Origin of the sequence: Arsenicicoccus sp. oral taxon 190 (assembly GCF_001189535.1) — a bacterium.
Taxonomy (GTDB): domain Bacteria; phylum Actinomycetota; class Actinomycetes; order Actinomycetales; family Dermatophilaceae; genus Arsenicicoccus.
Genome location: NZ_CP012070.1, coordinates 113,829 through 138,539, shown reverse-complemented (window position 1 = coordinate 138,539; position 24,711 = coordinate 113,829). Strand labels below are relative to the sequence as shown.

22 protein-coding genes and 1 tRNA gene are annotated in these 24,711 nt (G+C 73.0%); 18 read left to right on the top strand and 5 right to left on the bottom strand.

The features are described 5' to 3' along the window. Positions 1 to 60: 60 nt before the first annotated feature. The 5 genes from metG to ADJ73_RS00635 are packed head-to-tail and all read left to right on the top strand — an operon-like array spanning position 61 to position 6,557. Entirely contained in the window at positions 61 to 1,959 is a 1,899-nt protein-coding gene (gene metG, locus ADJ73_RS00655; RefSeq protein ID WP_050346654.1) for a methionine--tRNA ligase, read from the top strand. After that, complete coding sequence (locus ADJ73_RS00650) at positions 1,956 to 2,825, top strand: TatD family hydrolase (protein ID WP_050346653.1); 870 nt, start codon at positions 1,956 to 1,958, stop codon at positions 2,823 to 2,825. Before metG ends, ADJ73_RS00650 begins: the two co-directional genes overlap by 4 nt. Further along, positions 2,822 to 3,700 (top strand): 16S rRNA (adenine(1518)-N(6)/adenine(1519)-N(6))-dimethyltransferase RsmA, encoded by an 879-nt coding sequence (gene rsmA / locus ADJ73_RS00645; protein ID WP_050346652.1) that lies wholly within the window; start codon positions 2,822 to 2,824, stop codon positions 3,698 to 3,700. Before ADJ73_RS00650 ends, rsmA begins: the two co-directional genes overlap by 4 nt. 44 nt (positions 3,701 to 3,744) lie before the next feature. Beyond that, positions 3,745 to 4,677: a 4-(cytidine 5'-diphospho)-2-C-methyl-D-erythritol kinase gene (locus ADJ73_RS00640; RefSeq protein WP_050346651.1), complete on the top strand. Its 933-nt coding sequence runs from the start codon at positions 3,745 to 3,747 to the stop codon at positions 4,675 to 4,677. Positions 4,678 to 4,685: 8 nt separating this feature from the next. Then, positions 4,686 to 6,557 carry an ABC-F family ATP-binding cassette domain-containing protein gene (locus tag ADJ73_RS00635; protein ID WP_050349164.1) on the top strand — a complete coding sequence of 624 codons (1,872 nt, stop codon included), beginning with the start codon at positions 4,686 to 4,688 and terminating at the stop codon, positions 6,555 to 6,557. Between the two features lie 30 nt (positions 6,558 to 6,587). Here ADJ73_RS00635 and ADJ73_RS00630 read toward each other — a convergent pair whose 3' ends face one another. Beyond that, complete coding sequence (locus ADJ73_RS00630) at positions 6,588 to 7,235, bottom strand: PadR family transcriptional regulator (RefSeq protein ID WP_050346650.1); 648 nt, start codon at positions 7,233 to 7,235, stop codon at positions 6,588 to 6,590. A 16-nt stretch (positions 7,236 to 7,251) separates the two neighbouring features. Here ADJ73_RS00630 and ADJ73_RS00625 point away from each other — a divergent pair, with 16 nt between their 5' ends. Both ADJ73_RS00625 and ADJ73_RS00620 read left to right on the top strand, forming a co-directional pair. Then, positions 7,252 to 8,124, top strand: a complete 873-nt coding sequence (locus ADJ73_RS00625) for a hypothetical protein (protein ID WP_156188049.1) — start codon at positions 7,252 to 7,254, stop codon at positions 8,122 to 8,124. A gap of 195 nt (positions 8,125 to 8,319) precedes the next feature. After that, the gene (locus ADJ73_RS00620) at positions 8,320 to 8,814 is read left to right on the top strand and encodes a MarR family winged helix-turn-helix transcriptional regulator (RefSeq protein WP_050346648.1); all 495 of its coding nucleotides are present in this window, start codon (positions 8,320 to 8,322) and stop codon (positions 8,812 to 8,814) included. Position 8,815: 1 nt separating this feature from the next. Here ADJ73_RS00620 and ADJ73_RS00615 read toward each other — a convergent pair whose 3' ends face one another. Further along, complete coding sequence (locus ADJ73_RS00615) at positions 8,816 to 9,598, bottom strand: IclR family transcriptional regulator domain-containing protein (RefSeq protein WP_050346647.1); 783 nt, start codon at positions 9,596 to 9,598, stop codon at positions 8,816 to 8,818. Between the two features lie 128 nt (positions 9,599 to 9,726). On the opposite strand from ADJ73_RS00615, the gene ADJ73_RS00610 reads away from it, so the two are divergent. The 5 genes from ADJ73_RS00610 to ADJ73_RS00590 all read left to right on the top strand — a co-directional run bounded on the left by ADJ73_RS00610 (position 9,727) and on the right by ADJ73_RS00590 (position 14,516). Beyond that, positions 9,727 to 10,911, top strand: a complete 1,185-nt coding sequence (locus ADJ73_RS00610) for a methyltransferase domain-containing protein (protein WP_367379588.1) — start codon at positions 9,727 to 9,729, stop codon at positions 10,909 to 10,911. Positions 10,912 to 11,163: 252 nt separating this feature from the next. After that, the gene (locus tag ADJ73_RS00605; protein ID WP_156188048.1) at positions 11,164 to 11,796 is read left to right on the top strand and encodes an HNH endonuclease signature motif containing protein; all 633 of its coding nucleotides are present in this window, start codon (positions 11,164 to 11,166) and stop codon (positions 11,794 to 11,796) included. A gap of 25 nt (positions 11,797 to 11,821) precedes the next feature. Next, positions 11,822 to 11,903: transfer RNA gene (locus tag ADJ73_RS00600), tRNA-Gln, on the top strand. Positions 11,904 to 12,060: 157 nt separating this feature from the next. Then, positions 12,061 to 13,527 (top strand): bifunctional UDP-N-acetylglucosamine diphosphorylase/glucosamine-1-phosphate N-acetyltransferase GlmU, encoded by a 1,467-nt coding sequence (gene glmU, locus ADJ73_RS00595; RefSeq protein WP_050346645.1) that lies wholly within the window; start codon positions 12,061 to 12,063, stop codon positions 13,525 to 13,527. Next, a complete protein-coding gene (locus ADJ73_RS00590) occupies positions 13,524 to 14,516 on the top strand; it encodes a ribose-phosphate diphosphokinase (protein WP_050346644.1) in 993 nt (330 codons plus the stop codon). The genes glmU and ADJ73_RS00590 overlap by 4 nt, the downstream gene beginning before the upstream one ends. 66 nt (positions 14,517 to 14,582) lie before the next feature. Here ADJ73_RS00590 and ADJ73_RS00585 read toward each other — a convergent pair whose 3' ends face one another. From ADJ73_RS00585 to ADJ73_RS00575, 3 genes are read right to left on the bottom strand one after another with little or no spacing between them, the layout of a single operon-like run. Continuing rightward, positions 14,583 to 15,500 (bottom strand): hypothetical protein, encoded by a 918-nt coding sequence (locus ADJ73_RS00585; protein WP_050346643.1) that lies wholly within the window; start codon positions 15,498 to 15,500, stop codon positions 14,583 to 14,585. A 1-nt stretch (position 15,501) separates the two neighbouring features. After that, the gene (locus ADJ73_RS00580; protein WP_050346642.1) at positions 15,502 to 15,750 is read right to left on the bottom strand and encodes an acyl carrier protein; all 249 of its coding nucleotides are present in this window, start codon (positions 15,748 to 15,750) and stop codon (positions 15,502 to 15,504) included. Beyond that, positions 15,747 to 16,292: a holo-ACP synthase gene (locus ADJ73_RS00575; protein WP_050346641.1), complete on the bottom strand. Its 546-nt coding sequence runs from the start codon at positions 16,290 to 16,292 to the stop codon at positions 15,747 to 15,749. Before ADJ73_RS00575 ends, ADJ73_RS00580 begins: the two co-directional genes overlap by 4 nt. Positions 16,293 to 16,524: 232 nt before the next feature. On the opposite strand from ADJ73_RS00575, the gene ADJ73_RS00570 reads away from it, so the two are divergent. From ADJ73_RS00570 to ADJ73_RS00545, 6 genes are all read left to right on the top strand, one after another. Next, positions 16,525 to 17,865 carry a UDP-glucose dehydrogenase family protein gene (locus ADJ73_RS00570; protein WP_050346640.1) on the top strand — a complete coding sequence of 447 codons (1,341 nt, stop codon included), beginning with the start codon at positions 16,525 to 16,527 and terminating at the stop codon, positions 17,863 to 17,865. A 208-nt stretch (positions 17,866 to 18,073) separates the two neighbouring features. Next, positions 18,074 to 18,760: a 50S ribosomal protein L25/general stress protein Ctc gene (locus ADJ73_RS00565; RefSeq protein ID WP_050346639.1), complete on the top strand. Its 687-nt coding sequence runs from the start codon at positions 18,074 to 18,076 to the stop codon at positions 18,758 to 18,760. Positions 18,761 to 18,864: 104 nt separating this feature from the next. After that, complete coding sequence (pth, locus tag ADJ73_RS00560) at positions 18,865 to 19,464, top strand: aminoacyl-tRNA hydrolase (RefSeq protein WP_050346638.1); 600 nt, start codon at positions 18,865 to 18,867, stop codon at positions 19,462 to 19,464. 74 nt (positions 19,465 to 19,538) lie between these two features. Beyond that, positions 19,539 to 23,132 carry a transcription-repair coupling factor gene (gene mfd, locus ADJ73_RS00555; RefSeq protein ID WP_050346637.1) on the top strand — a complete coding sequence of 1,198 codons (3,594 nt, stop codon included), beginning with the start codon at positions 19,539 to 19,541 and terminating at the stop codon, positions 23,130 to 23,132. 161 nt (positions 23,133 to 23,293) lie between these two features. Continuing rightward, positions 23,294 to 23,548 (top strand): acyl carrier protein, encoded by a 255-nt coding sequence (locus ADJ73_RS00550; protein WP_050349163.1) that lies wholly within the window; start codon positions 23,294 to 23,296, stop codon positions 23,546 to 23,548. Further along, complete coding sequence (locus ADJ73_RS00545; RefSeq protein ID WP_050346636.1) at positions 23,548 to 24,705, top strand: acyl-CoA dehydrogenase family protein; 1,158 nt, start codon at positions 23,548 to 23,550, stop codon at positions 24,703 to 24,705. The genes ADJ73_RS00550 and ADJ73_RS00545 overlap by 1 nt, the downstream gene beginning before the upstream one ends. Positions 24,706 to 24,711: the final 6 nt, after the last annotated feature.

Genomic DNA, 24,711 nt, shown 5'->3' with positions numbered 1-24,711 from the left:
CGAGGCAGCGGGCCGCTCGCCGCGCAGGACGACGTCGAGCGGCCACTAGACTCGTGCCCCATGAGCAAGGTCCTGTCAGCAGTCGCCTGGCCGTATGCCAACGGCCCCCGCCACATCGGTCACGTCGCCGGCTTCGGCGTCCCGTCCGACGTCTTCAGCCGCTACATGCGGATGGCGGGCCACGACGTGCTGATGGTGTCCGGCACCGACGAGCACGGCACCCCGATCCTCGTCGCGGCGGACAAGGAGGGCGTCACCGCCCAGGAGCTGGCCGACAAGAACAACGCGGTCATCGTCCAGGACCTCGTCGACCTGGGTCTGTCCTACGACCTGTTCACCCGCACCACGACCCGCAACCACTACTCGGTGGTGCAGGAGATGTTCCGCGTCTGCCACGCCAACGGCTACATGGTCGAGGAGACCACCAAGGGCGCGATCTCCCCGAGCACCGGGCGCACGCTGCCGGACCGCTACGTCGAGGGCACCTGCCCCATCTGCGGCTTCCCCGACGCCCGCGGCGACCAGTGCGACAACTGCGGCAACCAGCTGGACCCGACCGAGCTGATCGACCCGCGGTCCAAGATCAACGGCGAGACGCCGCAGTTCGTCGAGACGCAGCACTTCTTCCTCGACCTGCCCGCCCTGGCCGAGGCGCTCACGGTCTGGCTCGACGGGCGCGAGGCCACCGGCACCTGGCGGCCCAACGTCATCAAGTTCTCCCAGAACCTCCTCAAGGACGTCCGGCCGCGCGCGATGACGCGCGACATCGACTGGGGCATCCCGGTGCCGCTGGACGGGTGGCGCGACCAGCGCACCAAGCGGCTCTACGTGTGGTTCGACGCGGTGATCGGCTACCTCTCCGCGAGCATCGAGTGGGCGCGGCGGATCGGTGACGAGGAGCGCTGGCGCGAGTGGTGGAGCGACGAGGCCGGCGCCGACGCGAGCTCCTATTACTTCCAGGGCAAGGACAACATCACCTTCCACTCCCAGATCTGGCCGGCGGAGCTGCTGGCCTACGCGGGCGAGGGCGCCAAGGGCGGCGAGGCGGGCGTCTTCGGCGCGCCGAGCCTGCCCACCGAGGTCGTGGCCAGCGAGTTCATGACCATGGAGGGCAAGCAGTTCTCGTCCTCGCGCGGCGTGGTCATCTACGTCGGCGACATGCTGTCCCGCTACCAGCCGGACGCGCTGCGCTACTTCATCTGCGCCGCGGGCCCGGAGAACCAGGACTCCGACTTCACGTGGGCGGAGTTCGTGCAGCGCACCAACTCCGAGCTGGTCGCGGGCTGGGGCAACCTGGTCAACCGCACGGCCAGCATGATCGCGAAGAGCTTCGGCGAGATCCCCGCCCCGGGGCCGCTGGAGTCGATCGACCAGGAGATCCTGGACGAGGTCGCCCGCGGCTTCGAGACGGTCGGCGACCTGATCGCCCACCACCGGCAGAAGGCCGGCATCGCCGAGGCCATGCGTCTCGTCGGCGAGGTCAACACCTATGTCTCGCGCACCGAGCCCTTCAAGCTCAAGGGCGAGGACCAGCGCGAGCGTCTCGCGACCGTGCTGCACACGCTGGCCCAGTGCGTGCACGACTGCAACACGATCCTGGCGCCCTTCCTGCCGCACGCGTCCAACCGGGTGTGGGCGACCTTCGGCGGCGAGGGCGAGTTCATGCCCATGCCGCGCCTGGAGCACGTCGAGGACCTCGGCCCCATCACGACGGCGCCCGTGGACCCCTCGATCGCGGGCGACGAGCTGCGGGTCTACCCGATCATCACCGGGGAGTACTCCACGACCCCCCGCTGGGAGCGCCGCGCGGTGACCGTGGGGTCACCGGTCGCCAAGCCCACCCCGGTCTTCGTCAAGCTCGACCCCTCGGTGGTCGAGGAGGAGATGGCCCGTATGACGGGCGCCTCCGGCGCCGCCGAGCCCGCCAGCGCCACCGCCGCCCCCGGGGCTCCGGCATGACGGACGGCGGCGGCCCCGGAGCCGGGCAGGACCGCGGCGCCCCGCCGCCCCTGCCCGACCCCTTGCCGCTGCCCGTCGTCGACAACCACACCCACGTCGACATCGCGCGCGACGGCGGCGAGCGGCCCGACCTCGGCGAGGTGCTGGCCGCGGCCCGTCGGGTGGGCGTCGACCGGATCGTGCAGATCGGGTGCGACCTCGAGGCGGCCCGCTGGACCGTCGAGCAGGCGGTCGCGCACCCCGAGGTGCTCGGCGGCGTCGCGCTGCACCCCAACGAGGTGCCGCCGCTGGCGTCGCGCGGCGAGCTGGCTGCGGCATACGCCGAGATCGAGCGGCTGGCGCAGCACCCGCGGGTGCGGGTGGTGGGGGAGACCGGGCTCGACTACTTCCGCACCGGCTCGGAGGGGCAGGGGGTGCAGCAGGAGTCCTTCCGGTGGCACATCGACCTCGCCAAGCGGCTCGGCCTGGCGCTGCAGATCCACGACCGGGACTCCCACGAGGACGTGCTGCGGATCCTGGCGGAGGAGGGCGCGCCGGAGGTGACGGTGCTGCACTGCTTCTCCGGGGACATCGCGATGGCGCGCGAGTGCGTGGAGCGCGGCTACTACCTGTCCTTCGCGGGGACCGTGACCTTCCGGTCGGCGAAGTCGCTGCGGGACGCCCTGTCGATCGTGCCGCTGGGGCAGGTGCTCGTGGAGACCGACGCGCCCTACCTGACGCCGCACCCGTGGCGGGGGGCGACCAACGCGCCCTACCTGATCCCGGTGACGCTGCGGTCGATGGCGACGACGCTCAACGTCGACGTGCCGACCCTGTGCCGGGCCGTGTCCGACAACGCGGAGCGGATCTACGGGGGCTGGGCATGACCGAGGCGACCGACGGGGCGCTGCTGGGCCCCGCCCAGGTCCGCGAGCTGGCGACCCGTCTCGGGGTGCGCCCCACCAAGCAGTGGGGACAGAACTTCGTCATCGACGCCAACACCGTCCGCCGGATCGTGCGGCTGGCCGGGGTGGGGCCGCAGGACGTCGTCGTCGAGGTCGGCCCGGGGCTCGGCTCGCTGACGCTGGCCCTGCTGCCGGTGGTGTCGCGGGTCGTGGCGATCGAGGTCGACCCGACCCTGGCGGCGGCGCTGCCCGAGACGGTGGCCGCGGTCCAGCCCGCCGCCGCGTCGCGCCTCGACCTGGTGCAGGCCGACGCCCTGACCGTGCGCGCGCTGCCCGACCCGCAACCCACGGCGCTGGTCGCCAACCTGCCCTACAACGTGTCGGTGCCGGTGGTCCTGAGCTTCCTCGAAGCCTTCCCGACGCTGCAGCGCGCGCTGGTCATGGTGCAGCTGGAGGTGGCCGAGCGGCTCGCCGCGGCCCCCGGCTCCAAGGTGTATGGCGTGCCCTCCCTCAAGGCCGCCTGGTGGTGCGACGTGCGTCTCGTGGGGACGGTCGGACGCACCGTCTTCTGGCCCGCCCCCAACGTGGACTCCGGCCTCGTCGAGCTGGTGCGCCGCCCCGAGCCGCTGGTCGACGGCGAGCCCGTCGACCGCCGTGAGGTCTTCCGGGTCGTCGACGCGGCGTTCGCGCAGCGACGCAAGACGCTGCGGGCGGCGCTCGGCGGCTGGGCCGGGTCGACGGCACGGTCCGAGGCGATCCTGCGGGCCGCCGGCATCGACCCGCAGGCGCGGGGCGAGGCGCTGGACATCGAGGCCTTCGCCCGCATCGCCGCGGCAGCGGCGCGGCATACGGGCTAGCGGGGAACTGCACCGGACGCGCCGGTGTGGATAGGGTGCCAGACATGTCACGCCACCCCTCAGTCACCGTGCGTGCCGCCGCGAAGGTCAACCTCGAGCTCGTGGTGGGCCCGCGCGACGAGACGACCGGATACCACGAGCTGGCGACGGTGTTCCAGGCGGTGAGCCTCTACGACGACGTGACGCTGGTGCCGGCGGACTCCTACTCCCTGACGGTGACCGGGCGGGGCGCGGCCGACGTGCCGACCGACGAGCGCAACCTCGCCTGGCGAGCGGCGGCGCGCGTGGCCCAGCTCGACTCCGGCGGGGGGCCCGTGGGGATCAGCATCACCAAGGACATCCCGGTGGCGGGCGGGATGGCGGGCGGCTCGGCCGACGCGGCCGCCGCCCTCGTCGGCGCGGACGCGCTCTGGGGCACCCGCCTCGACCGGTCGACGCTGCACGGCCTGGCCGCGGACCTCGGGGCCGACGTGCCGTTCTGCGTCCTCGGGGGCACCGCCGTCGGTACGGGGCGCGGCGACGAGCTGGTGCCCGCGATGGCGCGCGGGGTCTACCACTGGGTCTTCGCCCTCAGCGACCAGGGGCTGTCCACGCCGGCGGTCTTCGCCGAGCTGGACCGGCTGCGCGCCGAGCGGGGCGAGACCGTCGCGGCGCCGCAGGTGTCCCAGGACCTCATGGCGGCGCTGCTGGCCGGCGACGCGCCCGCCGTGGGCCGGGCGATGCGCAACGACCTGCAGGAGGCTGCCCTGTCGCTGCAGCCGGGCCTCGCGGAGACCCTGGACATCGGGCGCGAGTGCGGCGCCCTCGGCGGCATCGTCAGCGGCAGCGGCCCCACCGTGGCCTTCCTCGCCGAGAGCACCGAGCAGGCCCTGGACGTCGCGGTGGCCCTCACCGCCTCGGGCGTAGCCTCGGACGTGCGTCGCGCGACCGGCCCCGTGGCCGGCGCCCGCATCGTCCACCCCGGCAAGGAGCAGTGACCAGCAGCGTGGCCAATCTCGTCTCGGTCGAGCGCGCCTCCCTCGCGCTCGGCACCACGATGGTGCTCGACGACGTCTCCCTCGGCGTGTCCGGCGGGACGCGGGTCGGCGTGGTCGGCCGCAACGGCGGCGGCAAGTCCACCCTGCTCAAGGTCATCTCCGGCGCGCGCGAGGTCGACGACGGCCGGGTGGCGCGCACCGGTGGCCTCACCGTCGGGATGCTCTCCCAGGAGGACACCCTCGACCCGACGCACACGGTGCGCCGCAGCGTCCTCGCCGACCGCGCCGAGCACGAGTGGGCCGGCGACGCGAGGATCCGCGACGTGCTGGACGGTCTCCTCGGTGGCATCGACGCCGCCGCGGTCGGGGGCCTGGACGCCGTGGTCGGCCCCATGTCCGGTGGCGAGCGTCGCCGGCTCGCGCTCGCCGCGCTCCTCGTCGACGACCCTGACCTGCTGCTGCTCGACGAGCCCACCAACCACCTCGACGTCGAGGGCGTGGCCTGGCTCGCCCAGCACCTGACCACCCGCCGGACCCGCCCCGACAACGCGCTGGTCGTCATCACCCACGACCGGTGGTTCCTCGACGCGGTGGCGACCGACACCTGGGAGGTCGTCGACGGTCAGGTGCTGAGCTTCGAGGGTGGCTACGCCGCCTACGTCCTCGCCAAGGCCGAGCGGGCCCGCATCGCCGCCGTCACCGAGGAGCGGCGCAACAACCTGCTGCGCAAGGAGCTCGCGTGGCTGCGCCGCGGCGCGCCGGCGCGCACGTCCAAGCCGCGATTCCGGATCGAGGCGGCCAACCAGCTCATCGAGCACGAGCCCCCGCCACGCGACGACGTCTCGCTGATGCGGTTCGCCACGACCCGGCTCGGCAAGGACGTCGTCGACCTCGAGTCCGCGTCGGTCCGCCTGGGGGACAAGCAGATCCTCGACGACGTCACGTGGCGCCTCGGGCCCGGCGACCGCGTCGGCATCGTCGGCGTCAACGGCGCCGGCAAGTCCACGCTGCTGCGCGTCGTCAGCGGCGACGTGGCCCTCGACGCCGGTCGACGCAAGCAGGGCAAGACCGTGGCGATGGCCTTCCTGACGCAGGAGGTGCGCGAGCTCGAGCGCTTCGCGGACTGGCGGGTCATCGAGGCGATCGAGGACGTCAAGAAGTTCACGATGCTCGGCGGCAAGGAGGTCTCCGCCTCCCAGCTGGCCAAGCAGCTCGGCTTCACCGGGCAGCGGCAGCAGACCCGCGTCGGCTCCCTCTCCGGCGGCGAGCGGCGGCGGCTGCAGCTGCTGCGCCTGCTCATGGCCGAGCCCAACGTGCTGCTCCTCGACGAGCCCACCAACGACCTCGACATCGAGACGCTGCAGTCCCTCGAGGACGTCCTCGACGGCTGGGCCGGCACCCTGCTCGTCGTCTCCCACGACCGCTACCTGCTGGAGCGCATGTGCGACCAGCAGGTCGCCCTGCTCGGCGACGGCCGGCTGCGCGACCTGCCGGGCGGCGTCGAGCAATACCTCCAGTTGTATGCCGCCCAGCAGCAGGCCCGGCAGTCCGCCCGCTCCCGGGACGCTGCGGCGGGCCGGGACGCCGCGGCGGGCCAGGGCGCCGGCGGGCCCGCAGCGGCAGGCACCGCCGCAGCCGCGTCGGGCGGCGGCCCGGCATACTCCGCCGCCGAGGTCCGCGAGGCCCGCAAGGAGATGGGGCGGCTGGAGCGTCAGATCGCCCGGCTGGAGGCCGAGCAGGCCCGGCTGCACGACGACATGGTCGCGCGGGCGACCGACGCCACCGCGGTCCGCGAGCTCGACGCCCGGCTGCGGGAGGTCGTGGACCAGCGCGAGGAGCTGGAGATGGCCTGGCTGGAGGCGGCCGAGGTCACCGGCTGAGCGGCTGGGGCCGCTCGACCCGGGCGGTCCTCACTGCGCGTGACCCGCCGCGAGCGACGCCACCACCCAGTCGACCCAGGCGATCCGGTGGCGCTCGTAGCCGATGCCCGCCCGCACCGTCGCCAGCGCCGCGAACCGCGGCTCGTCCCAGGCGATCTCGCGGGCGGCTGCGTCGACTGCTGCCGCATCCTTGAGGTTGTCCTTGGTGGCGAGCTGCGAGTCCCTCTGCGCGTCGCTCGGGTGCAGGATGCGGCGCTCGTGCGCGAGGTACTCCTCGAGCCGGGCCGCGTGCCGCTCGCGGAGCCCCTGCAGCATCGCCCGGGCCGCCACGGGGTCGGCGAGCCACAGCGAGTAGGCGCGCAGCACCAGCACGTCACGGTCGGGCTGGTCCCCGGGGTCGGTCACCACCCACGCGGCGAGCGCGGCACGGCCGGCGGCGGTGACGGCATACCGCTTGGTGGGTCGTGGGCCGCGACCCGCGATCACCTGGTGCGTGACGAGGCCGGCCGCCTCCAGCCGCGCCAGCTCGGGGTAGACCTGGCTGTGCCGCGCGGTCCAGAAGTAGCCGAGCGGCGCCGCGAGCCGGGCGCTCAGGTCGTAGCCGGTCGCCTCGCCCCGCGCGAGCAGACCCAGCAGGGCGTGGCCGAGATCTGAGGTCTTGTCCGCAGGCCGAGGCATATGTCAATGTTGACATATGAGATCACTGAGGACGTTGATCGCCACGCCGCTGCTGGTGCTGCTCGTCGCCTGCGGGGGCGCGACCGGCTCGGGGGGCAGCACCTCGACGACGTCGAGCACGAGCACATCCACCTCGAGCACGTCCACCTCGAGCGCGTCCACCTCGAGCGCCGCGGCGGCGCCGACGCCGACCACCGACCCGACGGGGCTGGACCTCACCTGCCTCACCAGCCAGGCCCGGGTGCCCGGAGCCCGACCGATCACGTATGCCGGTCCCGCCGGTGCCCGGCTCGCCGGCGCCGTCGTCGGCTCGGGCCCGGACGCGGCGGTCTTCGTGCACCAGCTGGACGACGGGTTCTGCGGCTTCTGGCCGTACCTCTCGACGCTGCCCCGACCGGGGTTCACGGCCTACCTGGTCAACCTCTGCGGGTATGCCGGGAGCCGCTGCGAGCTGGGGTCACCGTTCTACGGCGATCGCCGGGGCCAGCTGCGCCTCGTGGTCGAGGAGGCACGGCGGCGGGGTGCGCGCCGGGTGACCCTGGTCGGGGCGTCGATGGGGGGCTCGATGGTGGTCGGGTTCGCCCGGTCGCTGGGCGCCGACGCCGTCGTCGACCTGTCCGGCCCGGGACAGTGGTACGAGGCGCCGCCGGCGGCGCAGGTCGCCCCCACGCTGACCATGCCGGTGCTCGCCGCGTTGTCGGCGCAGGACTCGGGGGACCGCGCCGCGGTCGAGGCGATGGTGCAGGCCGCGCCCTCCCCTCACAAGGACTTCGTGTGGCTGGAGGCCGGGCACGGCTGGGAGCTGCTGACCGATCACGCCGACGCGCGGGACACGGTGACGCCGCTGGGCGAGCGGGTCGCCCGCTGGATCCGGGGGGACTACCGCTGAGGCGCGACAGATCCGCCCCCGGCCCTCGTCGAGAGGCGAGATACCCGCCCCCGGCCCTCGTTGAGAGGCGACAGATGGGGGTCATCCGGCGCGGATGACCCCCATCTGTCGCCTCTCGATGACGCACTCGCAACGAGCGCGGCTCGACGTCGGGTCGCTCGACGTCGAGAAACTTGACGGGAGTAGCCTGGGGCCATGAGCACCTCCGACGACGTCGACGGCATCGTCGCGGCCTGGGCGCGCGAGCGCCCCGACCTCGACCTCGGCCCGCTGCACGTCCTGTCCCGGGTGTCCCGCCTGGCGCGGCACCTCGACCTGGCTCGCGGCGCCGCCTTCGCGCAGCACGGCCTGGACGGGTGGGAGTTCGACGTGCTCGCGGCGCTGCGGCGGGCGGGGGCGCCATACGAGCTGTCCCCGGGGGCGCTCGTGCAGCAGACGCTGGTGACGAGCGGGACCATGACCAACCGCGTGGACCGGCTCACCGCACGGGGATTCGTGCGGCGGTCGCCCGACCCGCACGACCGTCGCGGGGTGATCGTGGCGCTGACCGACGAGGGGCGCGCGGTGGTGGATGCGGCGTTCGCGGACCTGCTGGGGCGGGAGCGGGAGCTGCTGGCCGAGCTGCCCGAGGCCGACCGGACCGAGCTGGCGGCGACGCTGCGGCGGCTGCTGCTGTCCTTCGAGGGCTGAGCTAGCGGCTCTGGGCCCGCAGGTCGTCCTCGATCGCGTGGACCGTCGCCCGCAAGGGCGGGAGGTAGTCCCCGAGCCGCGACCGGTCGGTGCTGACGACCTTGGTCGAGACGTTGGCGGCGGCCACGACCCGCCCCCCGCCGTCGTGGACGGGCACCGCCAGCGAGCGCAGCCCGAGCTCCAGCTCCTGGTCCAGCACGCACCAGCCGCTCTCGCGCACCTCGTCGAGCGAGTCGCGCAGCGCGGCGACGCTGCCCACGGTGTGGGGGGTGAGGCGCTCGAGCCGCACCCGGGCGAGGTAGGCCTGCAGGGCGTCGGGGGACAGCCCGGCGAGCAGAACCCGCCCCATCGACGTCGCGTAGGCGGGGAACCGGGTGCCGACCCGGATCGACACCGTCATGATCCGCGACGTGGCGTGCCGCGCCACGTAGACGATCTCGTCGCCGTCGAGCACGGCCACCGACGTGGACTCGTGGATCTGCTCGGACAGCGCCTGCAGGTGCGGCTGGGCGACGTCCGGCAGGGTCTGGCTGGACAGGTAGGAGAAGCCGAGCTGCAGCACCTGCGGCGTGAGCTGGAAGGCCCGGTCGTCGCTGCGGACGTAGCCGAGGGACTCCAGCGTCAGCAGGAAGCGTCGGGCCGCGGCCCGCGACAGGTCGGTCCGGCGGGCCACCTCGGACAGCGTCATCCGGGGGTGGTCGGCGTCGAAGGCGCGGATGACGGCCAGGCCGCGGGCGAGGGACTGGACGTAGCCGTCGCCGGGCGCGGTGGTGGGCACGCTCATGGCCGCATCCTCGCACAGTCGTGCGCATGCAGGACGCTCATTCGCATCCCGCACACGCGATCTCTTGACATCAAGATAAATACTGAGAGGATGGGAGCTGAAGCAAGCACCCGTAGACAGGAGACGCGATGTGGGATCCCCAGCAGTACTCCCGGTTCGCCGACGAGCGGTCGCGACCCTTCTGGGACCTGCTCGCGCGGGTGCGCCCCGCCGAGCCGCCCCGGCTGGTCGTGGACCTCGGCTGCGGCGACGGGCCGCTGACCCTCGCTCTGGCCAGGAGGTGGCCGCAGGCCCGCGTCGTCGGCCTGGACCCCAGCCCCCAGATGCTCGCCCGGGCTCGCGAGCTCGACCCCGACGGACTGGTGGAGTGGGTCGACGGGCGGGCCGAGGACTGGGATCCCGCGACGCTGGGCGCCCCCGTCGACGTCCTCGTCACCAACGCCGCGCTGCAGTGGGTGCCGACCCATCGTGACCTGATCCCGCGCTGGCTCGAGCACCTCTCGGCGACAGGGTGGTTCGCGATGCAGGTGCCCGCCAACCTGGATGCCCCGAGCCACGTGGTGATGCGGGAGGTCGCCGCCGAGCACCCGCGCGCGACGGAGCTCCGGCCGCTGCTCGACCGGTCCCGCGCCACCGCCACCGCGGGGGAGTACGCCGCGCTGCTCGCCGCCGCCGGTCTCGAGCCGGACGTGTGGGAGACGGCATACCTGCACATCCTGGATCCGGCTGGGGCGCAGCAGGATCCGGTGCTGGACTGGGTGCGTGGCACCGGGCTGCGCCCGGTCCTGGAGGCGCTGGGGGAGGACGCCGAGAGCTTCCTCGCGCCCTACCGCGAGCGGCTGCGGCAGGCCTATCCGCGTGAGCCGTATGGCGTGCCGTTCTCGTTCCGCCGCATCTTCGCCGTGGGGCACCGGCGTGCAGCAGCGATGGGGGGATCGGTCGGGGCCGAGCCGCTGGTGACCGGGCTCGACCACGTGCAGGTGTCCTGCGCGGCCGGCGACGAGGGTCGGGCCCGTGCGTTCTACGGCGAGGTCCTCGGGATGGAGGAGGTCCCCAAGCCGGAGCGGCTGGCGGCGCGCGGCGGGTGCTGGTTCCGGTCGGGGTCGGCCCAGGTGCACGTGGGCGTGGAGCCGGGCTTCGCGCCGGCGCGCAAGGCGCACCCCTGCCTCGTCGTCACCGACCTCGACCGGGCGGCCGACCGGCTGCTCGCGGCGGGTCACGAGGTGGTCCGGGACGACGCGATCCCCGGGGTGCGCCGGCTGCACACCCATGACGGGAGCGGCAACCGGGTCGAGCTGCAGCAGGCGCCCTGAGTGACCCGCCGGGACCGTCCGTCGCGATCCTTGCAGACGGGTGTTCTCGCTGGTCAGACCTATTTTTGGGGCATATTGGGCCTACGAGCTGGACCCGCAGGCGGCCACCGCCGCGCACGACCGTGCGGTCGCGGACCGGCACGTGTCGGGGCGGCCGGTGACGCCCGCAGCGTCTCCCAGCTGCAGGCCGACCTGCTGGTGCAGCGGGTCACAGGGGAGGCGCCCGGGTGCCTGCCCCTGGAGGTCGGGATCGTGATGGGCGACCACACGGCGTTCGGTCCCGCAGCCACCCCCGCCTGGCTGCCCGGATACGGCCCGGTCCCCGCGCCCGTGGCGCGACGGCTGCTCCGCGGTGCTGACCAGCGCACCCACGGATCCACGGGCGACGAGCCGGGCCTCGTGCCTGGCGACGGCGTGGACGGGGACGATCCGGCCGTGCTGGCGAGGGCGGCGGACGTGTTCCTGAGCCGCCTCTACACCCACCCCGCCTCGGGGGAGCTCGTGTCGCTGGACTCCCGCTCGCGCGCCTTCGACGGGGCGCTGCGCCGGTTGATCGTATGGCGCGACGGGACCTGCCGCGCGCCGGGCTGCGACTCCCCGATCCGCCACGTCGACCACGCCCGCACCTGGCGGGACGGCGGCGCCACGAGCGCCGGCAACGGCGTCGGGGTGTGCGCGGCGCACAACTACGCCCACGAGGCCCCCGGCCACACCCTCACCGCCGTCGAGGCGCCTCCGGACGACACCGGGTGGGCCCGACCGCCAGGCATCGTCTACCGGTTCCCCGACGGCAGCGAGCACACCACCGCACCCCCACCCCTGCTGCCGTCGGTCTGGGGGCCGGTGGGCAGCCGGCCGCGGCAAACGGACCCCCAGGTCGACTAGGCTTGGGCGGTCGCTCGGGCGACGTTCCCCGGTTGGTCTGCTGGCAGGGCCCGCCTGACTTTGAATCAGGACAAGCGACGTAGGTTCGATTCCTACCCGGGGAGCCAGAAGCGGAACCGGCGTGGTCGATCCCGGTCGCGCGCTGAGGCACCGGCGGTGGGCGCGGCACGGCCGGGCGTCGGTCCAGCCGACACCTGCCGGACCGGTAGAGTTCACGTCGTGCGCCCCCCGGCGCGCGCTCGTCCCGCCACGCTGGAGACCCCCGTGACCGCAGTTCGCCCTGCCGCCGTCATCGTCCTCGCCGCAGGCGAGGGCACCCGGATGAAGTCCGCGACCCCCAAGGTCCTGCACGCCATCGGCGGCCGCAGCCTCGTGGGTCACGCGATCGTGGCGGCGCGCGGCGTCGACCCGGCCCACCTGGTCGTGGTGGTGCGGCACGAGCGGGAGCGGGTGGCGGCCCACATCACCGACGTCGCCCCCGAGGCGATCGTCGCCGACCAGGACGAGGTCAAGGGCACCGGCCGCGCGGTCGAGTGCGGCCTGGCCGAGCTCCCGCAGGACCTCTCCGGCACCGTGGTGGTCACGTATGGCGACGTCCCGCTGCTGCAGTCGGTGACCCTCAGCGCCCTGCTCGAGCAGCACGACGCCACGGGCAGCGCGGTGACGGTCGTGACCGCGCACCTGGCCGACCCCACCGGCTACGGCCGCATCGTCCGCGGCCAGGACGGCTCCGTCGACGCGATCGTCGAGCAGAAGGACGCCACTCCCGAGCAGCGGGCGATCACCGAGATCAACTCCGGCCTCTACGCCTTCGACGCCGAGGTGCTGCGCACCGCGCTCGCCGAGGTCGGCACCGACAACGCCCAGGGCGAGAAGTACCTCACCGACGTCCTGGCCATCGCCAAGCGGCAGGGCCTCACCGTGAGCGCCCACGTCGTCGACGACCTGTGGCAGACGGAGGGCGTCAACGACCGGGTCCAGCTCGCCACCCTCGGCAAGGAGCTCAACCGCCGCATCGTCGAGCACTGGATGCGCGAGGGCGTCACCGTCGTCGACCCGGCCACCACCTGGATCGACGCGGACGTCGCCGTCGGCCGCGACACCGTGATCCGCCCCGGCACCCAGCTGCTCGGCGCCACGACGATCGGCGCCGGCGCCGAGATCGGGCCCGACACGACGCTGCAGGACACCCAGGTGGGGGACGGCGCGAGCGTCATACGCTCCCAGACCCTGCTGGCCGAGATCGGTCCCGAGGCGACCGTCGGGCCGTTCTCCTACCTGCGTCCGGGCACGACGCTCGGCCGCAAGGGCAAGATCGGCGGGTTCGTCGAGACCAAGAACGCCCAGATCGGCGACGGCGCCAAGGTGCCGCACCTGACCTACTGCGGCGACGCGACGATCGGCGAGGGCAGCAACATCGGGGCGGGCACGATCTTCGCCAACTACGACGGCGAGAAGAAGTACCGCTCCACGCTCGGCAAGCACGTCTTCGTCGGGTCCAACTCGGTGCTCGTGGCCCCGGCGGAGATCGGCGACGGCGCGTTCGTCGCCGCGGGTTCGGCGATCAACCAGCCGGTGGGGGCCGGCGACCTGGCCGTCGCGCGCGGCCGGCAGCGCAACATACCGGGCTACATCCAGAGCCGTCGCCCGGGCAGCAAGGCCGCCGAGGCAGCAGCCGCTGCCGAGGGCGCGCAGGGTGACGAGAGCAACCAGGAGGGCACCACCCGATGACCGGTGTGAAGCGCACCAACGAGAAGAACCTCATGATCTTCAGCGGGCGCGCCCACCCGGCGCTCGCCGAGGAGGTGGCCTACCAGCTGGAGACGCAGGTCGTCCCGACCGACTTCCGCACCTTCGCCAACTCCGAGATCTACGTGCGCTACCAGGAGTCGGTCCGCGGCTCCGACGCCTTCGTGATCCAGAGCCACACGGCGCCGATCAACGAGTGGATCATGGAGAACCTCATCATGATCGACGCGCTGAAGCGGGCTAGCGCCAAGCGGATCACCACGGTCATCCCGTTCTACGGCTACGCCCGGCAGGACAAGAAGCACCTCGGCCGCGAGCCCATCTCCGCGCGGCTCATGGCGGACCTCTTCAAGACCGCCGGGGCGGACCGGCTCATCGCCGTCGACCTGCACACCGAGCAGATCTCCGGCTTCTTCGACGGCCCGGTCGACCACCTGCAGGCCATCCCGATCCTGTCGGAGTACGTCTACGACAAGTACCACCACCACGACCTGTGCGTCGTCTCCCCGGACGCCGGCCGCATCAAGGTCGCCGAGAAGTGGGCCAACCGCCTCGGCGGGACGCCGCTGGCCTTCATCCACAAGACCCGCGACCCGCACCGCGCCAACCAGTCCGTCGCCAACCGTGTGGTCGGTGACGTCGAGGGCCGCATGTGCGTGCTCGTCGACGACATGATCGACTCCGGCGGCACCATCTGCCAGGCCGCCGACGCCATCATGGAGGCCGGCGCGACCGGCGTGGTGATCGTGGCGACGCACGGCATCCTGTCCGACCCCGCCGTCGAGCGGCTCAAGGCGTCCGTGGCGCGCGAGGTCGTCCTGACCAACACCCTGCCCATCCCCGAGGAGAAGCGCTTCGACAAGCTCACCGAGCTGTCGATCGCGCCGCTGATCGGCGACGCCATCCGCGAGGTCTTCGAGGACGGCTCGGTCACCTCGCTCTTCGACAGCGGCGCGGTCGAGGTCCACTGACCCCGGCGGCCGTATGCCGTGCCCGGCCCGGCGCCCGACCCCGCGAGGGCCGGGCGCCGGGCCGCGTCATACGGCCTGCAGCCCGAGCCGCTGGCGCACCCCGGCCGGCCAGGACCCGACGTCCATCCCGTGGACCCGCAGCAGCGACAAGGTGGTCCGCTCCAGGCCGAAGCCCATGCACGAGGTCTCGGCGGGGGAGCCGTCCGGCAGCGTGATGTCGAACGCAGCGGTGAAGTGGTCGCCGTGCAGGTTGCCGGACGCCAGCGCGGTCCGCGGGTGCCCGGGGTAGGCCCCGATGGTCAGCTCCTTCTTGAGCGCCGCCTGCCGCTGGCCGCGCGCCATCATGCGTCCGGCCCGGCCGAAGAAGGGGTCGTTGGCGACCTCCTGCTCGACGGGCAGCCCGAGCTCGAGCAGCAGCTCCTCCGCCCGGCCGACCCAGTGGTCGCGGTGCTCCTGGCAGGCGTCGTGGTCGCCGACGTGCACCGACTCCTTCTGCCGGAAGGACGCCGTGCGGAAGGGGTCCTCGGAGGGCTCGTGGCGGAAGACCCAGCCGAAGATCTGGTAGCTGCCCTGCACCCGCTGGTGGGCGAGCGCGCCGTAGAGGGGGTGGCAGGCCGAGGACACCATGACCAGGCCCGACGGCTGCAGCCGGGTCGCCCAGTCGCGGCCCTCCTCGAGGTCGGCCACGATCTCTCGATGGTCCGCGTCGTCCCCGGAGAAGGCGTCGATGCTGCCCACGAGGTGGGGCTGGGTGGTGACGTAGCCGGTGCGCTCGAGCAGCGCCTGCGGGACGACCGGGCCGAAGTGCACCACCGTCTGCGGCCGCTCGGCGTAGAACCCGTCCAGCGCGCCGACCAGCCCCATCAGGACCTGCTCGAACGCCGCGGAGCGCCCCCACACCCCGGGGCGCCCGAGCGGCACGTAGTGACCGGCCTCCAGCAGCTGCGCCAGGAAACCCCGGCGGGCCTGCTCGATCGTGGCCACGTCAGCCGCGCACCTGGTCCACCGCGGTGGCGATGGACCGCAGCGACGTGAAGGTCTCGCGGGTGAGCGCGGAGTCGGGGAACTCGACGTCCAGCTCCTCCTCCAGCGCCATCATCAGGTTGACGCTCCGGTGGGAGGTCATCCCGGCGTCGAAGAGGTCGTCGTCGGGAGCGAGGGTGGCCGGGTCCCGCTCGAGGGCCGCGTGCTGGGCGACGACGCCGCGGACGGCCTCGATGGTGTCGGTGCTCATGGGTCCTGCTTTCTCGTGGTGCGGTGGATGGGGACGGGTGTGATGGCGAGCCCGACGGCGGTCGCGGTGACCGTGCCGGCCGTGGTGGGGCCCGTGCCGACCTGGATCTCGGAGACGCCGCGCTGCCGCGCCAGCTCCCGAGCCCGGCCCTGCAGCCGGACCTCGGCGGGCCGCCCCGAAGGCAGCAGCACCTCGACGTCGGACCAGGGCCACGGGTCGCCGGGCCCGGGGGCGAGGACCTTGGTGACGGCCTCCTTGGCGGCCCAGCGGCGGGCCAGCTCGGTGGCATCGGCCGCCTCGGTCGTCGGGGCTGCCCGGGCGGTCGGAGTCGCCCCGGCCAGCTCATCGGTCTCGGCCAGCTCGGCCCGCTCACGCTCGGAGAGCACGAAGCGCAGGTAGCGGTCGGCGTGCCGCTCCAGGGCGTGACGGACCTCCTCGACGCCGGTGGTGTCGATGCCCACCGCGACGACCCGCCCCCCTGGCCGGGGCCCCGGCAGCTGCGGCTGCGGCTGCCCGAGGCTGTCCTGCGACCGCGTCTCCACACCGCCTCCGATGCTGGTCTCGTCCTGGCCCCGTCGTGGCCCTCGCCTCACCCCGGTGCCGCTGGGCGCGGGCGCTACCAGTGTAGGCAGCGGCGCCGCCCCTCGTCCGGGCTTCGCCGCAAGTCCGGCTCGGGACCGGGGCGGCGGTGACGGCCACAGTTCACCCAGCGTTGACGTGCTCGTCGCGTGGCGGTCACCCGTCGCCGGTCCGTCGTGGGTGAAGGTGCCCATCGTGAAGATCTCGGTGATCGGTTGTGGCTATCTGGGTGCGGTGCATGCGGCGTGCATGGCGGAGCTGGGTCATGAGGTGGTGGGCGTCGATGTGGACGGGGCGCGGGTGGAGCGGTTGGCGCGGGGTGAGGCGCCGTTCTACGAGCCGGGTTTCGCGGAGGTGCTGGCGCGCAACGTGGGGGAGGGGCGGTTGCGGTTCACCACGGACATGGGGGAGGTCGCGGGCGCGCGGGTGCACTTCATCGGGGTGGGGACCCCGCAGCGGGAATCGGGGCTGGCGGCGGACCTGTCGCACCTGGACGCGGCGATGACGGACCTGGTGGCGGTGATGGCCGAGCACCCGGTGGCGGGGGCGTTGGTGGTGGGCAAGTCGACGGTGCCGGTGGGGACGGCGGCGCGGCTGCAGGCTTGGTGCGAGGACGCGGGGGTGGCGGCGACGGTGGTGTGGAACCCGGAGTTCCTGCGGGAGGGTTTCGCCGTCAAGGACACGTTGACCCCGGACCGGGTGGTCTACGGCCTGCCGGAGGACCGGGTCGCGGGTGAGGCGGCGCGGGACGTGCTGGACGAGGTGTATGCCGGGGTGCTGGTGCACGGGATGCCGCGGTTGCTGGCCAACTACCAGACGGCGGAGCTGGTGAAGGTGGCGGCGAACTCGTTCCTGGCGACGAAGATCAGCTTCATCAACGCGATCGCGGAGCTGTGCGAGGCGACGGGGGCGGATGTGACGCGGTTGGCGGAGGCGTTGGGTCATGACGAGCGGATCGGGCCGAAGTTCTTGCGGGCGGGGGTGGGTTTCGGTGGGGGTTGTCTGCCGAAGGACATCCGGGCGTTCATGGCGCGGGCGGGGGAGCTGGGGGTGGATCAGGCGTTGACCTTCCTGCGGGAGGTGGACGGGATCAACCAGCGGCGTCGGCAGCACGCGGTGGCGTTGGCGGAGCGGCACTTCGGCGGGAGCGTCCGTGGTCGACGAGTGGCCATCCTCGGTGCGGCGTTCAAGCCGGACAGCGACGACCTGCGGGACTCCCCGGCGTTGTACGTCGCGACGCGGCTGGTGGGGCAGGGCGCGGACGTGGTGGTGACGGACCCGATCGCGTTGCCGGGGTTGCACGCGCGGTACCCGCACATCCAGACGGCTCCGGACGCGCGGGCGGCGTGCCTGGACGCGGAGCTGGTGATGCTGCTGACGGAGTGGCGGGAGTTCACGACGCTGGACCCGCAGCGGCTGGGCGCGATCGTGCAGGACCGTGCGGTGATCGACGGCCGCAACGCCCTGGACCCGCAGGCCTGGGAGGCGGCCGGCTGGACCTACCACGGCATGGGCCGCGCCTCCACCACCTGGTAGTCGCCGGGCAGTACGGGAGGTTTTTCCGGCATACGGCCTCCTCCGCTATGCTGTCCAGGTTGCCTCGGCGAGGGACGCCGCGCGGTGGAGAGCATCGGGCAGGTCCGTGATCGACAAGGCGGTGGGAGTCGTCTCCCGCGCGCGCCCGCGCCGTGTCCCGCGTCGAGGCCCGACCCGATGTCCCCACCATCCCTCTCGAGGAGTCGTCATGTCCGACGCCATCAAGCTCCAGGCCGACCTGCGCACCGAGTTCGGCAAGGGCGCTGCCCGCCGCACCCGCCGCGAGGGCAAGACCCCCGCCGTGATCTACGGCCACGGCGCCGAGCCGATCCACGTCGCCCTCCCGGCGCACGACACCTGGCAGGCGCTGAAGAACCCCAACGCGCTGCTGACCATCGTCATCGACGGCAAGGAGCAGCTCGCCCTCGCCAAGGACGTGCAGCGCGACCCGATCAAGCCGGTCATCGACCACGTCGACCTCGTCACCGTCAATCGCGGCGAGAAGGTCACCGTCGACATCACCGTGATCGTCACCGGCGAGGCCGCGGCCGAGACCGTCGTCACCGTCGAGAACAGCCAGATCCAGGTCGAGGCCGAGGCCACCCACATCCCCGAGGGTGTCGAGGTCTCCGTCGAGGGCCTCGAGGCCGGCACCCAGATCCTGGCCAAGCAGCTCGAGCTGCCCGCCGGCTCCACCCTCGTCTCCGACGAGGAGCTGCTGGTCGTCAACATCACCCAGCAGGTGTCCGCGGAGGCCCTCGAGGCCGAGCTGGCCGAGGCCGAGGGCGAGGCCGGCATCGAGAAGGACGAGGCCGAGGAGGGTGGCGAGGCCGAGGGCGACGCCGCCGAGGGCGACGCCGAGTCCGAGGACAAGCCGGAGGGCGACGAGGCCTGAGCCTCACCCACCCCCGCACTTGCCGTATGACGAACGCGGCGCCCGGGCCTGGCCCGGGCGCCGCGTCGTCCTGCCACCGTCTCGCCTCTGGGAGGATCTGAGCCATGACCACCTCCGACACCTGGCTCGTCGTGGGCCTCGGCAACCCCGGGGCGGACTACGCCAGGAACCGTCACAACGTCGGTGCCATGGCGGTCGACGTGCTCGCCCGGCGGGCCGGGACGGGGCTGCGGCGCCACAAGGCCCGCGCGGACGCCGCCGAGGTGCGGGTCGGGGTGCTCCCGGCGGGCGCGCCCGGCCCCCGCGCCGTGCTCGCCGTCCCCGCGTCCTACATGAACGAGTCCGGCGGGCCGGTCAAGGCCCTCATGTCCTTCTACAAGGTGCCGCCGTCGCGGCTCGTGGTGATCCACGACGAGCTCGACATCCCCTTCGCCGCCTCCCGGGTCAAGGTCGGCGGCGGCGAGGGCGGCCACAACGGGCTGCGCTCCATCAGCCGCAGCGTCGGCACCCAGGACTACGTCCGGGTGCGGCTCGGGATCGGGCGGCCGCCCGGTCGGCAGGACCCCGCCGACTTCGTGCTCAAGGACTTCGGTGCCAAGGAGCGGCCCGACGTCGACGTCCTGCTCGAGGACGCCGCCGACATCGTCGAGGACGTCCTCGGCCGCGGCGTCACCTTCGCCCAGGACCGCTGGAACGCCCGCTGACGCAAGCAGGGGGTGTGTCGGTGCCCCGGCGTAGGGTGTCAGCCGGTCCTGATCGCCCCTGGAAGTGAGTCCCCATGCCCCTGCCCGCGCTCCTCGACGTCCTCGCCCGTGACGCCACCGTGCGCCGCGTGCTGCAGGAGGTCGGCGCCGAGCAGCTGGTCGACGTCGCCGCCGCCACCGGCTCCCGGGCCCCGCTGCTCGCCCTGCTGGAGCAGCGCGCGCCGGTGCTGGCCGTCACCGCCACGGGGCGCGAGGCCGACGACCTCGCCGCGGCGCTGCGGTGCTTCCTGCCGCACGACGCGGTGGCGGAGTTCCCGAGCTGGGAGACCCTGCCCCACGAGCGGCTGAGCCCGCGCTCGGACACCGTGGGGCGCCGCCTCGCCGTGCTGCGGCGGCTCGCGCACCCGGCGGCCGACGACCCGGCATACGGGCCGGTGCGGGTGCTGGTGGCCTCGGTCCGGGCGCTGATCCAGCCGATCGCGACCGGCCTGGGTGAGCTGGAGCCGGTCGCCCTGCAGCCGGGGGACGAGCGGCCGCTGGAGGACGTGGTCGAGGCGCTGGTGGGCGCGGCCTACGCGCGCACCGACCTGGTCGAGCGGCGCGGCGAGTTCGCGGTCCGCGGCGGGATCCTCGACGTCTTCCCGCCCACCGAGGAGCACCCGCTGCGCGTGGAGTTCTGGGGCGACACGGTCGAGGAGATCCGGTGGTTCCGGGTCGCCGACCAGCGCAGCCTCGAGGTGTCCGGCCACGGCCTGTGGGCCCCGCCGTGCCGCGAGATCCTGCTGACCGACGCGGTGCGCGAGCGCGCCCGCGCCCTGGCGCCGCAGCTGCCCGGCGTCGCCGACCTGCTCGACAAGGTCGCCGAGGGCATCGCCGTGGAGGGGATGGAGTCGCTCGGCCCCGCCCTGGTCGACGGGATGGAGAGCCTGCTGGATACCCTCCCGCAGGGCACCCACGTGGTCGTGTGCGACCCCGAGCGGGTGCGCACCCGGGCCCGTGACCTGGTGGCGACCAGCCAGGAGTTCCTGGAGGCCAGCTGGGCCAACGCCGCCGCCGGCAGCGCGGTCCCCGTCGACCTGCAGAGCACCCTCGGCACCGCCTCCTACTGGAGCCTCGGCCAGGTGCGCGAGCACGCCCTCGCCACCGGGCGGCCGTGGTGGACCCTGACCCCCTTCGCCGCGGACACGGAGCTGTCGGAGCTGATGGACAGTCCCGACGAGACGGTGAGCTTCACGGTCCCGACGACGGACACGCCCTCCTACCGGGGGGACCGGGAGGCGGTCAGCGCCGACCTCGCGGGCTGGCTGCACGACGGGCGGCAGGTGCTTGTCGTCACCGAGGGCCCGGGGCTCGCGCGGCGGCTCGTCGAGCTGCTCGGCGAGGGTGGGCTGGCCGCGCGGCTGCTCGAGCCCGACGCCCCGCTCGAGGCCGGCGTCGCGAGCATCACCTGCGGCTCGCTGGGGCGCGGGTTCGTCTGCGACAGCGTCGATCTCGTGGTGCTGACCGAGGCCGACCTGACCGGCTCGGGCGGCCGGGCCGCCACCACCAAGGACATGCGCAAGCTGCCCAGCCGCCGTCGCAACCAGGTCGACCCGCTGCAGCTCAAGCCCGGCGACTTCGTGGTCCACGAGCAGCACGGTGTCGGGCGCTTCGTGGAGATGACGCAGCGCACCGTCGGCGGGGCCACCCGCGAGTACCTCGTGCTGGAGTACGCCTCCTCCCGGCGCGGCCAGCCCGGCGACCGGCTCTTCGTGCCCACCGACCAGCTCGACCAGGTCACCCGCTACGTCGGTGGCGAGCAGCCCACGCTGTCCAAGATGGGCGGCTCGGACTGGCAGAAGACCAAGTCCCGGGCCAAGAAGTTCGTCAAGCAGATCGCCGGCGAGCTCATCCGGCTCTACAGCGCCCGTATGGCGACCCCCGGTCACGCCTTCGGACCGGACACCCCCTGGCAGCGCGAGCTCGAGGACGCCTTCGCCTACGTCGAGACCCCGGACCAGCTGAGCAGCATCGACGAGGTCAAGGAGGACATGCAGAAGTCCGTCCCCATGGACCGGCTGATCTGCGGTGACGTCGGCTACGGCAAGACCGAGATCGCGGTCCGGGCGGCCTTCAAGGCGATCCAGGACGGCAAGCAGGTCGCGGTGCTGGTCCCCACCACGCTGCTGGTGCAGCAGCACTACAACACCTTCTCCGAGCGCTACGCGCAGTTCCCGGTGACGGTCAAGGCGCTGTCCCGGTTCCAGTCCGACAAAGAGGCCAAGGAGGTGCTGGCCGGGCTCGCGGACGGGTCCGTGGACCTGGTCATCGGCACCCACCGGCTGCTGTCCAAGGAGATCTCCTTCAAGGACATCGGGCTCGTGATCATCGACGAGGAGCAGCGCTTCGGAGTCGAGCACAAGGAGCAGCTCAAGGCGCTGCGCACCTCGGTCGACGTGCTCGCCATGAGCGCGACCCCCATCCCGCGGACCCTGGAGATGGCCGTCACCGGGATCCGCGAGATGTCCACGCTCGCCACCCCGCCCGAGGAGCGCCACCCCGTCCTCACCTACGTCGGGGCCTACGACGAGCGGCAGGTGGTCGCCGCCATACGTCGCGAGCTGTTGCGCGAGGGGCAGGTCTTCCTCGTCCACAACAAGGTGTCCACCATCGAGCGGGCCGCGTCGCGGCTGCGCGAGCTGGTGCCGGAGGCGCGCATCGAGACGGCGCACGGCCAGATGGGGGAGCACCGCCTCGAGCAGGTCGTGCTGGACTTCTGGGAGCGCAAGTTCGACGTGCTGGTGTGCACCACGATCGTCGAGACGGGCCTGGACATCTCCAGCGCCAACACCCTCATCGTCGAGCGCGCCGACATGCTCGGGCTGTCCCAGCTGCACCAGCTGCGGGGCCGGGTCGGGCGTGGGCGGGAGCGGGCCTACGCCTACTTCCTCTACCCCCCGGAGAAGCCGCTCACCGAGACGGCGCACGACCGGCTGCAGACCATCGCCAGCCACACCGACCTCGGCGCCGGCATGCAGGTGGCGATGAAGGACCTCGAGATCCGCGGCGCGGGCAACCTGCTCGGCGGCGAGCAGTCCGGGCACATCGCGGGCGTCGGGTTCGACCTCTACGTGCGGATGGTGGGGGAGGCCGTGGCCGACTTCCGCGGGGACGACGCGGCCGCGCAGCCGATGGAGATCAAGATCGAGCTGCCGGTCGATGCGCACCTGCCCCACGAGTACGTCCCCGGCGAGCGGCTGCGGCTGGAGGCCTACAAGAAGCTCGCGGTCGTCGAGGACGAGGCCGCCCTCGCGGACATCGTCGCCGAGCTCACCGACCGCTACGGCACGCCGCCGCCCGCGGTGGACAACCTGATCGCGGTGGCGCGCCTGCGCACCGTCGCCCGCCGGGCCAAGGTCAACGACATCGCGGTGCAGGGCAAGTTCGTGCGGTTCGGGCCGGTCGAGCTGCGCGACAGCCAACGGCTGCGGCTGATGCGGCTCTACCCGGGCACCGTGATCAAGGAGGCCCAGCACCAGCTCCTCGTCCCGGCGCCCATGACGGCGCGGGTGGGCGGCAAGGTGCTGCGCGACGTGGACATCCTGCGCTGGGCGGCCGACCTGCTCCAGGCGGTGCTGCTCGACGACATCGCTGCGGCCGCCACAGCGGCGGAGCGTCAGCGAGACTGACCCACTGTCACGCCAGCGGGCATTGTAGTGACGTGTTCCGCGTCGTTGCATGAACGCCAGGTGAGCATTCGTTCACGTCACTACAGTCGGTGATGAGGATGTCGGTGGGGGGACCGCTCGACCTTCTCACCGTCCACCTCCTCGTGCTGCAAAGGCGCCTCATGTCCGTCGACACCCTGTCCACCACCATCCGCACCGCCCTGGCCGAGGCCGGCCGACTCAAGGCCGACGCCCGGGAGATCCCCGCCGACGCCGACCTCTACGCCGCCGGGCTGACCTCCCACGCGACGGTCAACGTGGTGCTGGAGCTCGAGGACGCCCTCGACATCGAGATCCCCGACGAGCTGCTGGTGAAGTCGACCTTCGTGTCGGTGGGTGCGCTGCACGACGCGCTCGAGCCGCTGGTGGAGCAGTGATGCCGACCCTGCACCGCGACGACGTCGTCGCGCAGGCGGCGCGGATCGCCACGGACGTGGCGGCCGCGCACGCCGCCGACGTGGACCTGCACGCCCGCTACCCGCGGGAGGCGATGGCGGCGCTGGCCGACGCGGGGCTGCTGTCCGCGTGGATCCCGACCGAGCTCGGCGGGGCCGGGGCCGACATCGTCCAGATCGGGCGCGCCTGCGAGGAGCTCGCCAAGGCCTGCGCCTCGACCGCGATGATCTTCGCCATGCACCAGATCCAGGTGGCCTGCCTGGTGCACCACGGCGACGCGCCGTACTTCCGGGACCTGATGCGCCGGATCGCCGAGGAGCAGCTGCTCGTCGGGTCTGCCACGACCGAGATGGGCATCGGCGGCGACGTGCGGCGCAGCCTGTGCCACGTCGACCGGGCGCAGGACGGCACCTTCGAGCTGGTGAAGAAGGCCCCCGTCATCTCCTACGGCGTCGAGGCGGACCTGATCTTCGTGACGGCGCGCAAGGACGCCGACGCGGTCGAGTCCGACCAGGTGCTCGTCGTGTGCGACAAGGCCGACCTGTCCCTGGAGCCGCTCGGCGACTGGGACACCATGGGTTTCCGGGGGACCTGCAGCCCCGGCTTCGTCCTGACGGCGCGCTCCCACCAGGACCGCATCTTCCCCGACGATTACGCCGACCTGTCCGCGCGCACCATGCTGCCGGTGGCGCACAGCCTCTGGTCCTCCTGCTGGCTCGGGCTGGCCGAGGGCGCCACGGCCGCCGCTCGCGGGGTGGTGCGCGCCGCCGCCCGCCGCTCCGGAGCGCTCGCGCCGGTCACCGGGCTGCGGCTGGCCGAGCTCGAGGTCGTCCTGGAGGCCTTCCGGGCGCGGGTCCACGCGGCGACACACGCCTACCGCGACGTCGACCCGATCTCGCCGGAGGCGACGATGATGGGCCGGGCGATCAGCTTCAACACCCTCAAGGTCTACAGCGCCGAGACGGTCGTCGACGTCGTCGCGCGGTCCCTGATGATCGTCGGCATCGCCGGCTACCGCCGGACCGGGCCGACCAGCCTGGACCGCGCGCTGCGGGACGCCTACGGCGCGCAACTGATGGTCAACAACGACCGGATCCTCGGCAACACCGCCCAGCTGGAGCTTATCTACAAGGGCTGACCCACC

Bases quoted from the DNA above. Each gene is read 5' to 3' on its own strand.
- ADJ73_RS00620 (WP_050346648.1), top strand. From the start codon at position 8,320: ATGAGCACCTCCGACGACGTCGACGGCATCGTCGCGGCCTGGGCGCGC.
- rsmA (WP_050346652.1), top strand. From the start codon at position 2,822: ATGACCGAGGCGACCGACGGGGCGCTGCTGGGCCCCGCCCAGGTCCGC.
- pth (WP_050346638.1), top strand. From the start codon at position 18,865: ATGACCACCTCCGACACCTGGCTCGTCGTGGGCCTCGGCAACCCCGGG.
- ADJ73_RS00630 (WP_050346650.1), bottom strand. From the start codon at position 7,235: ATGCCTCGGCCTGCGGACAAGACCTCAGATCTCGGCCACGCCCTGCTG.
- ADJ73_RS00565 (WP_050346639.1), top strand. From the start codon at position 18,074: ATGTCCGACGCCATCAAGCTCCAGGCCGACCTGCGCACCGAGTTCGGC.
- ADJ73_RS00590 (WP_050346644.1), top strand. From the start codon at position 13,524: ATGACCGGTGTGAAGCGCACCAACGAGAAGAACCTCATGATCTTCAGC.
- ADJ73_RS00615 (WP_050346647.1), bottom strand. From the start codon at position 9,598: ATGAGCGTGCCCACCACCGCGCCCGGCGACGGCTACGTCCAGTCCCTC.
- ADJ73_RS00650 (WP_050346653.1), top strand. From the start codon at position 1,956: ATGACGGACGGCGGCGGCCCCGGAGCCGGGCAGGACCGCGGCGCCCCG.
- ADJ73_RS00580 (WP_050346642.1), bottom strand. From the start codon at position 15,750: ATGAGCACCGACACCATCGAGGCCGTCCGCGGCGTCGTCGCCCAGCAC.
- ADJ73_RS00550 (WP_050349163.1), top strand. From the start codon at position 23,294: ATGTCCGTCGACACCCTGTCCACCACCATCCGCACCGCCCTGGCCGAG.
- metG (WP_050346654.1), top strand. From the start codon at position 61: ATGAGCAAGGTCCTGTCAGCAGTCGCCTGGCCGTATGCCAACGGCCCC.
- ADJ73_RS00625 (WP_156188049.1), top strand. From the start codon at position 7,252: ATGAGATCACTGAGGACGTTGATCGCCACGCCGCTGCTGGTGCTGCTC.
- ADJ73_RS00640 (WP_050346651.1), top strand. From the start codon at position 3,745: ATGTCACGCCACCCCTCAGTCACCGTGCGTGCCGCCGCGAAGGTCAAC.
- ADJ73_RS00545 (WP_050346636.1), top strand. From the start codon at position 23,548: ATGCCGACCCTGCACCGCGACGACGTCGTCGCGCAGGCGGCGCGGATC.
- mfd (WP_050346637.1), top strand. From the start codon at position 19,539: ATGCCCCTGCCCGCGCTCCTCGACGTCCTCGCCCGTGACGCCACCGTG.
- ADJ73_RS00610 (WP_367379588.1), top strand. From the start codon at position 9,727: ATGTGGGATCCCCAGCAGTACTCCCGGTTCGCCGACGAGCGGTCGCGA.